This window comes from Aquisalimonas lutea (genome assembly GCF_030409225.1).
Classification (GTDB): domain Bacteria; phylum Pseudomonadota; class Gammaproteobacteria; order Nitrococcales; family Aquisalimonadaceae; genus Aquisalimonas; species Aquisalimonas lutea.
Window position 1 is genome coordinate 1565535 of sequence record NZ_JAUFPK010000001.1, and the last position, 13429, is coordinate 1578963.

Annotated in this window: 11 protein-coding genes; all 11 read left to right on the plus strand. The window is 73.2% G+C overall.

What is annotated here, in order from left to right; translation table 11 throughout:
* Positions 1-19: 19 nt before the first annotated feature.
* From QWY84_RS07305 to QWY84_RS07355, 11 genes are read left to right on the plus strand one after another with little or no spacing between them, the layout of a single operon-like run.
* Positions 20-1750, plus strand: coding sequence for a peptidoglycan D,D-transpeptidase FtsI family protein (locus QWY84_RS07305; RefSeq protein ID WP_290201903.1), 1731 nt, complete (start codon positions 20-22; stop codon positions 1748-1750).
* On the plus strand, positions 1747-3270 hold the full coding sequence (locus tag QWY84_RS07310) for a UDP-N-acetylmuramoyl-L-alanyl-D-glutamate--2,6-diaminopimelate ligase (RefSeq protein ID WP_290201904.1): 1524 nt from the start codon (positions 1747-1749) through the stop codon (positions 3268-3270). The genes QWY84_RS07305 and QWY84_RS07310 overlap by 4 nt, the downstream gene beginning before the upstream one ends.
* Positions 3267-4625, plus strand: coding sequence for a UDP-N-acetylmuramoyl-tripeptide--D-alanyl-D-alanine ligase (locus QWY84_RS07315; RefSeq protein ID WP_290201905.1), 1359 nt, complete (start codon positions 3267-3269; stop codon positions 4623-4625). The genes QWY84_RS07310 and QWY84_RS07315 overlap by 4 nt, the downstream gene beginning before the upstream one ends.
* Before the next feature lies 1 nt (position 4626).
* On the plus strand, positions 4627-5709 hold the full coding sequence (gene mraY / locus QWY84_RS07320; RefSeq protein WP_290201907.1) for a phospho-N-acetylmuramoyl-pentapeptide-transferase: 1083 nt from the start codon (positions 4627-4629) through the stop codon (positions 5707-5709).
* 11 nt (positions 5710-5720) lie between these two features.
* On the plus strand, positions 5721-7055 hold the full coding sequence (gene murD, locus QWY84_RS07325; RefSeq protein ID WP_290201910.1) for a UDP-N-acetylmuramoyl-L-alanine--D-glutamate ligase: 1335 nt from the start codon (positions 5721-5723) through the stop codon (positions 7053-7055).
* Entirely contained in the window at positions 7052-8242 is a 1191-nt protein-coding gene (gene ftsW, locus QWY84_RS07330) for a putative lipid II flippase FtsW (protein WP_290201912.1), read from the plus strand. Before murD ends, ftsW begins: the two co-directional genes overlap by 4 nt.
* Positions 8239-9324, plus strand: a complete 1086-nt coding sequence (murG, locus tag QWY84_RS07335) for an undecaprenyldiphospho-muramoylpentapeptide beta-N-acetylglucosaminyltransferase (protein WP_290201913.1) — start codon at positions 8239-8241, stop codon at positions 9322-9324. The genes ftsW and murG overlap by 4 nt, the downstream gene beginning before the upstream one ends.
* Positions 9321-10772: a UDP-N-acetylmuramate--L-alanine ligase gene (murC, locus tag QWY84_RS07340; RefSeq protein WP_290201915.1), complete on the plus strand. Its 1452-nt coding sequence runs from the start codon at positions 9321-9323 to the stop codon at positions 10770-10772. The genes murG and murC overlap by 4 nt, the downstream gene beginning before the upstream one ends.
* Positions 10772-11683: a UDP-N-acetylmuramate dehydrogenase gene (murB, locus tag QWY84_RS07345; protein WP_290202698.1), complete on the plus strand. Its 912-nt coding sequence runs from the start codon at positions 10772-10774 to the stop codon at positions 11681-11683. Before murC ends, murB begins: the two co-directional genes overlap by 1 nt.
* Positions 11676-12620 (plus strand): D-alanine--D-alanine ligase, encoded by a 945-nt coding sequence (locus QWY84_RS07350; RefSeq protein ID WP_290201916.1) that lies wholly within the window; start codon positions 11676-11678, stop codon positions 12618-12620. The genes murB and QWY84_RS07350 overlap by 8 nt, the downstream gene beginning before the upstream one ends.
* Entirely contained in the window at positions 12617-13417 is an 801-nt protein-coding gene (locus tag QWY84_RS07355) for a cell division protein FtsQ/DivIB (protein ID WP_290201918.1), read from the plus strand. Before QWY84_RS07350 ends, QWY84_RS07355 begins: the two co-directional genes overlap by 4 nt.
* Positions 13418-13429 lie beyond the last annotated feature (12 nt).

Consider the following 13429-nt stretch of genomic DNA (forward strand, 5'->3'; position numbering starts at 1 on the left):
AGGCACGCGGGAGCCGCGATTGAACCAGCGCAACGCCAGAGCTAAAGAGCAGCCGCCGTACTGGCGCTACGTCGCCGTGCTGGTGGCGTTCGCCCTGTTGACCGGGGCCCTCGCCTGGCGTGCCGTGGATCTCCAGGTGGTGCGCAACGACTTCCTGCAGCACCAGGGAGATGCCCGCCACCTGCGCGTGGTCAGCGATCCGGCCCACCGCGGCATGATCACGGACCGCAACGGCGAGCCCCTGGCGATCAGCACGCCGGTTCACTCGGTCTGGGCCCATCCCGGCAATCTGCTGGAAGCGCACGAGCGCCTGCCGGAGCTGGCCCGTGTCCTGGATCTGGACGCACCGGCCCTGGCGGATCGACTGCGCCAGCGACGCGACCGCGAGTTCGTGTACCTGCGGCGCCACGTCCGCCCCGAGCGCGCCGATGCCGTGATGGCGCTGGGGCTTCCCGGTGTCGCCCTGCAGCGGGAGTACCAGCGGTTCTATCCCGCCGGTGAGGTCACCGCCCACCTGATCGGCTTCACTGATGTCGACGATATCGGCCTGGCGGGCATCGAGCTCGCCTACGACTCCTGGCTGCAGGGCGAATCCGGGCGCAAGCGGGTGGTACAGGACCGCCACGGCCGCATCATCGACGACGTGGAGCAGCTGCAGGAGCCGCGCCCCGGGCGGGATCTGACCCTGAGTATCGATCGCCGGCTGCAGTACCTCGCCTACCGCGAGCTCAAGGCCGCCGTGAACGCCCACGGCGCCCGGGGTGGGGCGCTGGTGCTCATGGATCCGGACACCGGCGAGATCCTGGCGCTGGCGAATCAGCCGGCGTTCAATCCCAACGACCGCTCCTCGCTGCACGCGGCCAACCGGCGCAACGCCGCGCTGGTGGATGCCTGGGAGCCGGGCTCCACCATCAAGCCGTTCACCGTGGCCGCGGCCCTGGAGGCCGGCATGGTCACGCCCGACACCATGATCGATACCGGGCCGGGGGTCCTGCGGGTAGGCGGCCACCGGGTTCGCGACGCGCATGACTACGGACGCATCGACGTATCCACGGTCATCAGCAAGTCGAGCAACGTGGGCGCCGCCAAGCTGGCGCTGGCCATGGACGAGGAGCGTCTGTGGCGGTTCCTCGGGCGCGCCGGCTTCGGCCAGCGCACCGGCGTCGGCTTTCCCGGCGAGGCGGGCGGCCGGCTCGCGGACATGCCGCCGGACAACGAGCTCGAGCGCGCGACCCTGGCGTTCGGCTACGGGCTCTCGGTCACGCCGCTGCAGCTGACCCGCGCGTATGCCGCCATTGCCGGCGACGGCACCATGCCCGCGCCGTCGCTGATCCGTACCGATGCCCCCGCGGAACGCGAGCGGATCATGAGCGAGGCCACGGCCGACGACGTTCTGGCCATGCTGGAGCAGGCGGCGTCACCGGGCGGCACCGCGGTGCGGGCGCAGGTGCCCGCGTACCGGATCGCCGGCAAGACCGGCACCGTGCACAAGTCGGTCAACGGCGGCTATGCCGAGGATCGTTACGTCGCCTGGTTCGCGGGCATGGCCCCGGCCAGCGATCCGGAGCTGGTCATGACGGTCATGCTGGACGAGCCCTCGGGGGATGCCTACTACGGCGGCCAGGTCGCGGCACCGGTTTTCTCCGAGGTCATGGGCGGGGCCCTGCGGCTTCTGAACGTCCCGCCGGACGGCCTGCAGCGCCCGTCGGGCCCGGAGCCGCTGACCGCCATGGGGGAGGGGCAGCCATGAGCGCGGCATTGCAGAAGGCCCGGGGCCGGCCCCTGCACGCGGTGCTCCAGGGGTTGCCGGTGGAGCCGCCCGCGGCCGACCCGGAGATCCGCGACGTCGTGGTGGACAGCCGGCGCGCCGGCCCCGGCCGCGCCTTCGCCGCGGTGGCGGGCAGCCGGTGCCACGGGCTCGATCACCTGCCGGCCGCGCTCGCCGCCGGGGCCTCCGCCGTGCTCTACGAGCCGGGCCCGGCCGCGGGCGTGGCGGACGCCGAGCACGCCTGCCGGGACGCCGGCGTACCCCTGGTCGCGGTGCCCGATCTCGGCGCCTGCCTCGGGGAGCTGGCCGCCCGCGTCCACGGCGAGCCGGCCCGGGAGCTGCAGTGCCTCGGTGTCACCGGAACCGACGGCAAGACCTCGGTGACCCAGTTCCTCGCCGCCGCCCTGGACGAGCCGGGCCGGCGCTGCGCCGTGCTGGGCACCCTGGGGGCGGGCTTTCCCGGGGCCGTCAGCGATACCGGCATGACCACTCCGGACGCCGCCACCGTCCAGCGGCTGCTGCGCCGTTTCGTCGGCGAGGGCGCCGCTCGGGTGGCCATGGAGGTCTCCTCCCATGCGCTGGTGCAGCACCGGGTCGCCGCCGTGCCATTCGATACCGCCGTGCTGACGAACCTGGGCCGTGACCACCTGGACTATCACGGCGGACCCGAGGCCTATGCCGAGGCCAAGGCGCGGCTGTTCCGCACCAGCGGCCTGCGCCTGGCGGTGCTCAACCGCGATGATCCCCTGGGCGCGCGGCTGCGCCGCGAGCTCCGCGACGCCGGCGTGCAGGTGATCGACTATTCGCTGGATTCCGATGCCGACGCGGAAGTGATCTGCACATCGCTGCACACGGGCGCGGAAGGGCTGCGGCTCAGCGCCATTACGCCGGCGGGTGTCGTCGACGTCGACGCACCGCTCCTGGGCCGCTTCAACGCCGCCAACCTGCTCGCGGTCATCGCCGTCCTGGTGGGGCAGGGGCTGCACGGCGAGGCGCTGCACGCGGCGCTGCAGCGCATCCGGCCGGTACCCGGGCGCATGGAGCCGTTCCCGGCACCCGGCCGGGCGCTGGCCGTGGTCGACTATGCCCACACGCCCGGGGCGCTGGAGGCGGCGCTGATGGCGCTGCGCGAGCACACGAAGGGCCGGCTGTGGTGCGTGTTCGGCTGCGGCGGCGAGCGCGACCCGGGCAAGCGTCCGTTGATGGCCGCCGCCGCCGAGGCCCGTGCCGACTGCCTCGTTCTCACCGACGACAATCCCCGCGGCGAGGATCCCGACGCCATTCTGTCGGCCATGGGCAACGGTTTGCGTCGGCCGGGCCGCGCCCGCATGATCCGCGACCGTGCCAGCGCCATTGCCGCCGCCCTGGCCGAGGCCGAGCCCGGTGACACCGTCCTGGTGGCCGGCAAGGGTCACGAGACCGAGCAGGTCACCGCGGCGGGGTCCCGGCATTTCAGCGATCGCGAGACCGTCGCCGGCATCCAGTCCGGAGGTGCGACATGATCCGCTACCGGCTGGACGAGCTGACGACGCCCCTGACGGCGCGGCTGGAAGGAGCATCGGTAGAGTTCCACGGCATTACCACGGACAGCCGCCGGGTGGCGCCCGGCGAGCTGTTCGTGGCGTTGGCCGGCGAGCGCTTCGACGGCCACGCGTACGCTGCGGCGGCCCTGGAGCGGGGCGCCGCCGCCGTCATGGTCCACCACGAGCCCCCGCCGGGCCGGCCCGCGCTGGTCGTCGACGACACGCGGCGGGCCCTGGCCGACCTGGCGCGCCTGTGGCGGCGCCGGAGCCCGGCCCGGGTCATCGGCCTCACGGGCAGTAACGGCAAGACCACGGTGAAGCAGATGCTGGCCGCCATCCTGGAGCGCGCGGCCCCCACGCTGGCGACCCAGGGCAACCTGAACAACGATATCGGCGTGCCCCTGACCCTGGCGCGGCTGTCCGGCGAGCACCGCTACGCCGTGATCGAGATGGGCGCCAACCACCTGGGCGAGATCGCGGCCCTGACCGCCGTCGCCGAGCCGGAGGTGGGCCTGGTCACCAACGCCGGCCCCGCCCATCTCGAGGGCTTCGGCGGCCTGGACGCCGTCGCCCGGGGCAAGGGCGAGCTCTTCCGGGGGCTGGCCGCCGACGGCACTGCGGTGATCAACGCCGACGACGCCTATGCCGACCTCTGGCGCGGGCTGGCCGGCCAGCGCCGGATCGTGGACTTCGGCATCGACGCCCCGGCGCAGGTCCGGGCGCAGCCGTCCGCGACCGCGAACGGCCCCGTGACGCTGGATCTGCCCGACGGCCGCGTGGCCGTCGGGCTCCCGGTTCCGGGGCGGCACAACCTCTACAACGCCCTGGCCGCGGCGGCAGGCGCGACGGCTCTCGGCATCGATGCGGCCACCATCGCCGACGGCCTGCAAGGGTTCACGCCCATGGGCGGCCGTCTCAGCCGCCAGAGCGGACCGGCGGGCAGCGTCCTGCTGGATGATACCTACAACGCCAATCCCGCCTCCCTGGCGGCGGGCCTGGAGGTGCTGACGCAGTCGGACGGCGCCGCCTGGCTGGTGCTCGGCGACATGGGCGAGCTGGGTGACGAGGCCGCAGCGCTGCACGCCGACGCCGGCGAGCGGGCGCGCCGGGCCGGCATCCAGCGGCTGTTCACCCTGGGCGAGCTCAGCCGGGAGGCGGCACGCGCCTTCGGTGCCGGCGCGCAGCATTTCGACGACCGCGACGCCCTGCTGCAGGCATTGCGCCGCGAGCTCACCGCGGGCGTGACGGTGTTGGTGAAAGGCTCCCGCAGCATGGGCATGGAGCGCATCGTGCGCGGGCTGCAGGCCGCGGAGCCGGCCGGAGGGGAGGACTGACATGCTGTTCCATCTGGCCGCCTACCTCGAGGAGATCCACAGCGGCTTCCGGGTGTTCCAGTACATCACCCTCCGGGGCATCCTGGGCGTGCTCACGGCGCTGATGATCTCCTTCGTGGTCGGCCCCCTGGTGATCCGCCGCCTGGGCCAGTACCAGATCGGCCAGCAGGTGCGCGACGACGGGCCGCAGTCCCATCTGTCCAAGGCCGGCACGCCGACCATGGGCGGGGCCATGATCCTGGTGGCCATCGCCCTGGCGACAGTGCTGTGGTCGGACCTGAGCAACCGCTACGTGTGGATCGTGCTCCTGACCACGCTGGCCTTCGGCCTGATCGGCGGCGTGGACGACTACTTCAAGCTGCGCTACGGCAACAGCCGCGGGCTGGCGGCGCGGCAGAAGTACTTCTGGCAGTCCGTGGCCGGCCTCGGTGCCGCGGTTGCGCTGTTCGCCACCGCGGAGAACTCCGTGGAGACCACGCTCATCCTGCCGTTCCTCAAGGACGTCACCTGGCAGCTGGGCTGGCTGTTCATCCCGCTGGCCTACCTGGTGGTGGTGGGCGCGAGCAACGCGGTCAACCTCACCGACGGGCTGGACGGGCTGGCCATCAACCCGGCGGTGCTGGTGGGCGGGGCGCTGGGCGTATTCGCCTATGCCTCCGGCCACTTCCAGTTCGCGGACTACCTGGGCATCCCGTTCGTGCCCGGCGTCGGCGAAGTGGTGATCTTCTGCGGCGCCTTGGTGGGAGCCGGTCTCGGATTCCTCTGGTTCAACGCCTATCCCGCCCAGGTGTTCATGGGCGACGTCGGCGCCCTGGCCCTGGGCGCAGCGCTGGGCATCCTGGCCGTGGTGGTCCGCCAGGAGGTGGTGCTGTTCATCATGGCGGGCGTGTTCGTGGTGGAGACCGTGTCGGTGATGCTCCAGGTGACCTCGTACAAGCTCACCGGCCGGCGCATCTTCCGCATGGCGCCGCTCCACCACCATTTCGAGCTCAAGGGCTGGCCCGAGCCGCGGGTGATCGTCCGCTTCTGGATCATCACGGTGATCCTGGTGCTGGTCGGGCTGGCCTCGTTGAAGATCCGGTGATGCAGGAAGCCATGGCAACAAGGGCACGGACAACGGTGGTTGTAGGTCTGGGGCGGACCGGCGAGGCCTGCGTGCGCTTCCTGCACGGCCGCGGCCTGCCCGTGGCCGCCGTGGATACGCGTCGGCAGCCGCCGGCAGCCGATGCCGTCCGGGAACTGGATGCCGGCATTCCGCTCCACCTCGGCGAGCTGGACCCGGCCCTGCTGGCCGACGCCGGCGAGATCGTGGTCAGCCCGGGCGTGTCCCTGGACCAGCCGGCCGTGCGCCAGGCGCGCCTCTACGGCGTGCCCGTGATCAGCGAGATCGAGCTCTTCTCCCGCCATGCGCGGGCCCCGGTGGTGGCCATCACCGGTTCCAACGGCAAGAGCACCGTCACCACGCTGGTGGGAGAAATGGCCGCGGCCGCGGGCAAGAGGGCCGGCGTCGGCGGCAACCTGGGAACGCCGGCGCTGGACCTGCTCGGCGATCCCGAGCCGGATCTCTACGTGCTGGAGCTGTCCAGCTTCCAGCTGGAGACCACGTACAGCCTCCGGCCCGCCGCCGCGGCCGTGCTCAACGTCAGCGCCGATCACATGGACCGCCACGGCGACGTGGACACCTATGCCGCCATCAAGGCGCGGGTCTACGACGGCGACGGCGTGATGATCATCAACCGGGACGATCCGCGGGTCGCCGCCATGGCCCGGCGGCGCCGGGCGGTACGGCCCTTCGGGCTCGGGGCGCCGTCCGCCGGGGGCTACGGCGTGGTTCACCACGACGGTGAGCCGTGGCTCGCCCGCGACCACGACCCGCTGCTGCCGGTCAGGCGGCTCGCCCTGCAGGGGCGCCACAATCAGCTCAACGCGCTGGCCGCGCTGGCCCTGGCCGAGTCGGTGGGCCTGCCCTCGGAGGAGTGCATCGCCGTGCTGCAGTCGTTCGCCGGGCTGCCCCACCGCATGCAATGGTTGGGCGATCGCGGCGGCGTGCGCTGGATCAACGACTCCAAGGCGACCAACGTCGGCGCCGCCCTGGCGGCCGTGGCCGGTCTCGACGGGCCGCTGGTCCTCATCGCCGGCGGCCAGGGCAAGGGCGCGGACTTCGCGCCCCTGGCCGGGGCCCTTGCGGGCAAGGCGCGCGCCGTGGTGCTCCTGGGCGAGGACGCCGGGCAGCTGGCCCGCGCCCTCGAGGGCTGCGCCCCGGTGATCCGGGCCCGGGACATGGACGATGCCGTGGCCCGCGCCGACGGCGTGGCCGAGGCCGGCGACACCGTCCTGCTGTCGCCGGCCTGTGCCAGCTTCGACCAGTTCACCGGCTACGAGGCGCGAGGAGACGCCTTTGCCGAGGCCGTGGGGAGGCTGGGGTCATGAGCCTGCGTACGCTCGCCGCCGCCGCGGGGGAACCCCGTACCACCACCACCCTGTGGTCGCACCTGGACTATCGCCTGCTGGCCGCCCTGGGCGCCGCCATGCTGCTGGGGCTGATCGTGATGACCTCGGCGTCCATGTCCCTGGCCGCGAACCAGTTCGGCGAGCCGTTCCACTACGCGGCCCGCCAGGCGGGATTCCTGGCGCTCACCCTGATCGCCGGGACGCTGGTCCTGCAGTTCCCCACCGCGCTGTGGTACCGGGCCAGCGGCGTCTTCCTGGTGGCCGCCTTCGCGCTGCTGCTGGCGGTCCTCGTGCCGGGGCTCGGGCTCGAGGTCAACGGTGCCCGCCGCTGGATCCCGCTGGGCCCCGTGCACCTGCAGGTCTCCGAGATCGCGAAGTTCGGCGTGCTGTTCTACCTGGCGGCGTACATGGCCCGGCGCGGCGACATGGTCCGTCACAGCATGCAGGGATTCCTGATCCCCGTGGTTCTCCTGGGCGCAACAGGGATGCTGCTGCTCCTGCAGCCGGATTTCGGCGCCGCCATGGTGCTCGCCGCCACCGGCCTGGGCCTGCTGTTCCTCGGCGGCGTGCCGCTGTGGCGCTTCGCCGTCCTGGTCGCCGGTGTGGGCGGCCTGGCCTGGGCGCTGATCGTGACCTCGCCGTACCGGGTGACGCGCCTGACCGCGTTCGTGGACCCCTGGGCCGACCCTTTCAATTCCGGCTTCCAGCTCACGCAGTCGCTGATCGCCATCGGCCGCGGCGAATGGTTCGGCGTGGGGTTGGGCGCCAGCGTGCAGAAACTGTTCTACCTGCCGGAAGCGCACACGGACTTCGTCTTCGCCGTGCTCGCCGAGGAGCTCGGACTGGTCGGCGTACTGGCGGCGGTGGCCCTGTATGCCTGGATCGTCCGCCGGATCCTGGCCATCGGCATGGCCGCGCTGCGCGCCGGGCAGCCCTTCGGCGGCTATGTCGCCCTGGCGGTGGGGTTCTGGCTGGGCCTGCAGAGCTTCATCAACATCGGCGTAAGCATGGGGCTGCTGCCGACCAAAGGGCTGACCCTGCCCCTGATGAGCTATGGCGGCAGCAGCCTGCTGACCACCGGCCTGGCGCTGGCGGTGGTACTGCGCGTGGACTACGAGCGCCGCATGGCCGGGCGTGCGGTATCGCGCCGGAGGGAGTCGTCATGAGTCGGGCGGCCAGCGAAGCCCCGGTGCTGATCATGGCCGGCGGGACCGGGGGGCATGTCTTCCCGGCCCTGGCCGTGGCCGACGCCCTGCGCGCCCGGGGCGTGCCGGTGGTCTGGCTCGGCACCCGCGAGGGCCTGGAGGCCCGCGTGGTTCCCGAGGCCGGCCTGGCGCTGGAGTGGCTGAGCGCCCGCGCGCTGCGGGGCAAGGGCATGGCCGGGTGGCTGCTGGCGCCCTGGCGCATCCTGCGCGGGACGATGCAGGCAGCCCGGGTGCTGCGCCGCCGGCGCCCGCGCTCGGTGCTCGGCGTGGGCGGCTATGCCGCCGGCCCCGGTGCCCTGGCGGCGTGGCTGCTGCGCTGCCCGCTGGTGATCCACGAGCAGAACGCCCGGGCGGGGCTGACCAACCGCGTCCTGTCGCGGCTCGCGCGCCGGGTCCTGGCCGGGTTCCCCGGGGCGTTCCCGGACGACCGGGCCGAAGTGACCGGCAACCCCGTGCGCGGCGACATCCTGCGTCTGCCTCCCCCCGAGAAGCGCCCGGCTCGTACCGGCTGCTGGCGGCTCCTCGTGGTGGGAGGCAGCCTGGGTGCCCGGGTCCTGAACGAGAGCGTGCCGGTGGCGCTGGGCCTGCTGCCGCCGGAAGCGCGCCCGGAGGTGCGCCACCAGAGCGGCCGCATTACCGAGGACCTGGCGCGGAGCTGCTATCGCGCGGCCGGGGTCGAGGCACGGATCGACGCCTTTGTCGACGACATGGCCGAGGCGTACGCATGGGCGGACGTGGTGGTCTGCCGGGCGGGCGCACTCACCGTGAGCGAGCTGGCCATCGCCGGCGTGCCCGCGGTGCTGGTGCCGCTGCCGCATGCAGTGGACGACCACCAGACGGCCAATGCCCGCTATCTCAGCGACGTCGGCGCGGCGGTGCTGCTGCCGCAGGCGGAGCTCAACGCCGAGCGCCTGGCCGCGATCCTGCAGGGCCTGGGCGAGGACCGCGAGCGCCTGCGGGAGATGGCCCGTGCGGCGCGCGGGCGCGCACGTCCGGATGCGGCGGAGACGGTGGCGGAATACTGCCTGGAGGTGGCGCGATGAGCGGCGGAACCCCGCAAGCGCACTGGGACCACACCCGCCCGGGCACCATGGGCCGGGTGCGCAGCATCCATTTCGTCGGCATCGGCGGTGCCGGCATGGGCGGCATCGCCGAGGTGCTGCTGAATCTCGGCTACCGCATCTCGGGCAGCGACCTGCGCGGCAACCCGGTCACCCAGCGGCTGGAGAGCCTGGGGGCGAGCATCGCCATGGGCCATGCCCGCGAGCACGTTGCCGGGGCGGATGCCGTGGTGGTGTCCAGCGCCGTCGGCGAGGACAACCCGGAAGTCCAGGCGGCGCGGGAGGGCCGCATCCCCGTGGTGCCGCGCGCCGAGATGCTGGCGGAGCTCATGCGCTTCCGCTACGGCGTGGCGGTGGCGGGCACCCACGGCAAGACCACCACCACCAGCCTGGTGGCGAGCGTGCTGGCGGAAGGCGGCCTCGATCCCACGTTCGTGATCGGCGGGAGGCTGACCAGCGCCGGGACCAACGCCCGGCTGGGCGAGAGCCAGTTCCTGGTGGCGGAGGCGGACGAGAGCGATGCCTCGTTCCTGTACCTGCAGCCGATGATCGCCGCGGTCACCAATATCGACGCCGATCACCTGGGCACCTACGGCGGTGACTTCCAGCGCCTGCGCAGCACCTTCCTGGAGTTCCTGCACCACATCCCGTTCTACGGGCTGGCGGTGCTGTGCCTGGACGACCCGGAGGTGGCGGCGCTGGCGCCGGAGGTCACGCGGCCGGTGCGCACCTACGGCGTGGACTCCGCCGCGGACCTGCGGGCGTTCGACATCCGCCAGCAGGGCGCGCAGACCCACTTCCGCGTGCGCATGAACGGCGATGCGGACACCCTGGACGTGCGCCTCAACCTTCCGGGCCGGCACAACGTCCTCAATGCCCTGGCGGCCATCACCATCGCCGACGAGCTGGGCGTGGACCGGGACGCCATCGTGCGGGCGCTGGACGAGTTCCAGGGCATCGGCCGGCGTTTCCAGAGCTACGGCGAGCTGCCCCTGCCCGGGGGCGGACACGCCCTGGTGGTGGACGACTACGGCCATCACCCCAGCGAGATCCGCGCCGTGCTGGAAGCGGTGCGCTCGGGCTGGCCGGACCGGCGCCTGGTGCTGGCGTTCCAGCCGCACCGCTACAGCCGCACGCGGGACCTGTTCGACGACTTTGCGCGGGTTCTGGGGGAGGCGGACGCACTGGTGGTCACGGAGGTCCACGCCGCCGGCGAGGAGCCGGTCGCCGGCGCCGACGGCCGCTCCCTGTGCGCGGCCATGCGCGCCCGCGGCGGCGTGCAGCCGGTGTTCGTGGAGACCATCGACGAGCTGGTCGCCACCCTGCCGGGGGTGCTCCGCGGTGGCGACATCCTGCTGACCCTGGGCGCCGGCAGCATCGGCGGCGCCGCGGGACAGCTCCAGGCCCACCTGGAAGGAGGTGCGGCATGATGGCCATGGCGGGCACGACGGCGCTGCGCGGCGAGCTGCGGCGGGACGAGCCCATGGCCCGGCACACCACGTGGCGGGTCGGCGGCCCGGCGGACCGGTTCTACCGCCCGGCGGACCGCGACGACCTGGCGGCATTCCTGCGCCGGGTGCCGGACGACGAGCCGCTGCTGTGGTGCGGCCTGGGCAGCAACCTGCTGATCCGGGACGGCGGCGTGCGCGGCACCGTGATCTACCTCCAGGGGGGCGTGGACGCCCTGGAGCGCCTTCCGGGCAACCGGGTGCGGGCCGAGTGCGGCGTGGCCTGTGCCAAGGTGGCCCGGTTCGCCGCCCGCCAGGGGCTGGTCGACGCCGAGTTCCTCGCCGGTATTCCGGGAACCATGGGGGGCGCGCTGGCCATGAATGCCGGCGCCTTCGGCGGCGAGACCTGGCAAGTGGTGGAAGCGGTGGAGACCGTGGATCGCGCCGGCGTCCTCCGCGAGCGGCTGCCGCGGGAGTATGCCGTCGGCTACCGCAGCGTGGACGGCCCCGACGAGGAATGGTTCGTCGGCTGCCGCCTGCAGCTGGTCACCGGCGACGCCGACGCCGCCATGGGCCGCATCCGCGAGCTGCTGGGGCGCCGGGCCGCCACCCAGCCCATGGGCCGGCCCAGCTGCGGCTCGGTGTTCCGCAACCCGGAGGGCGACCATGCCGCCCGCCTGATCGAGGCCGCCGGCCTCAAGGGGCTGCGCCGGGGCGGCGCCGTGGTCTCGGACAAGCACGCCAACTTCATTCTCAACGACGGCGGCGCCACCGCCGCGGACATCGAGGGGCTGATCGACGAGGTGCAGCAGCGCGTCCACGACCACGCCGGCGTGCTGCTGCAGCCGGAAGTGCGCGTCGCCGGTGAGGCACGGAGGGATGGTGATGGCTGAGCGGCACCGGACCCCACAGCCCGCTGACCTGGGCCGCGTCGCGGTTCTCATGGGCGGCTGGTCCGCCGAGCGGGAGATCTCCCTGCGCAGCGGCCGGGAGGTGCTCGCCGGCCTGCAGGCCCGCGGGGTCGACGCCCACGCCGTGGACGCCGGCCGGGACGTGCTGCAGGTGCTGGACAGCGGCGGCTACGACCGCGCCTTCATCGCCCTGCACGGCCGCGGCGGCGAGGACGGCGTCATCCAGGCGGGCCTGGAACTGCTGGGGATGCCGTACACGGGCAGCGGCGTCCTGGGTTCGGCCCTGGCCATGGACAAGCTGCGCAGCAAGCAGGTCTGGCGCGGGGCGGGGCTGCCCACGCCCGAGTACATGACGCTGCGCCCGGAGACCCCGGACGAGCAGGTCCTGGGCAGCCTCGGCCTGCCGCTGATCGTCAAGCCGGCCCACGAGGGCTCCAGTATCGGCATGACCCGCGTGACCACGGCGGCCGGGCTCGATCAGGCCCGCGCCGAGGCGGCGCGCTACGACGGCGACGTGCTCGCCGAGCGCTGGATCGCGGGCGAGGAGTACACCATCTCGCTGCTGGGCGGCGAGGTCCTCCCGGCCATCCGGCTGGAGACCCCGCGCACGTTCTACGACTTCGCCGCCAAGTACGAGGCCGACGACACCCAGTACCACTGTCCGTGCGGCCTGCCGGAGGGCGAGCTGGCGCGGTTGAACGCGCTGGCGGAAGACGCCTTCCGCGCCCTGGACGGCCGCGGATGGGGGCGGGTGGACGTCATGCGGGATGCCGACGGCGCATTCTGGCTGCTGGAGGTGAACACCATTCCCGGCATGACCGACCACTCCCTGGTGCCCATGTCGGCCGCGGCCGCGGGCATGGATTTCCAGGAGCTGGTCTGGCGGATCCTGCTGACCAGCGAGGAGGCGGGCGCATGAAGCGCGAACGCGAACAACGGGGCGCCCGGCGCCGTCGGCAGGGCACGGACCCGGCCGAGCGCAGCGCCCGGCGTGCCCGCGTCGGGCGTTGGCTGCTGCGCTTTGCGGGAGGAGCGGGGGCCGCCGCAACGCTCGCGGGTGCGGTCTGGGGCGTCGCCTGGGTGCTGGCCCCGGACACGTTCCCGCTGGAGTCCGTGCACTTCGACAGCCGCCTGGAGCACGTGCGCGAGGGCGACCTGCGCGATGCCCTGGAGGGTCACCTGGACGACGGCTTCTGGGGTCTGGACGTAACCGCCATCCGCGGCGCCCTGGAGGGGCTGCCCTGGGTCGAGACCGCGGCCGTGCGCCGCGTCTGGCCCGGGCAGCTGCGCGTGAAGATCCGCGAGCAGGAGGCCGTCGCCGTGTGGAACGACGAGGCCCTTCTGGGGGCGGGTGGCGACGTGTTCGCCGCGCAACGGGCGACCTGGCCGTCGGGGCTGCCGGAGCTCGGCGGCCCGCAGGGGCGGCACGACGAGGTCAGGGACCGCTACCGGCAGCTGCAGCGCGCGCTGGAGCCCATCGGCTTCGGGGTCACCGGGCTGCGCATGGACGCCCGCGAGTCCTGGACCGCGGAGCTGGATACCGGCGCGCGGCTGCGCCTGGGGCAGGACAACCTGCAGCAGCGGATGGAGCGGTTCGTCACCGCCTATCCCCAGGTGGCCCGGGAGCGGGAGGCCGGCCTGGCCCGGGCGGATCTGCGCTACCCCAACGGCTTCAGCGTGCGCTGGCGGGATCAACAAGACGACGCGCCCAACTGAGAGAGGACGCGA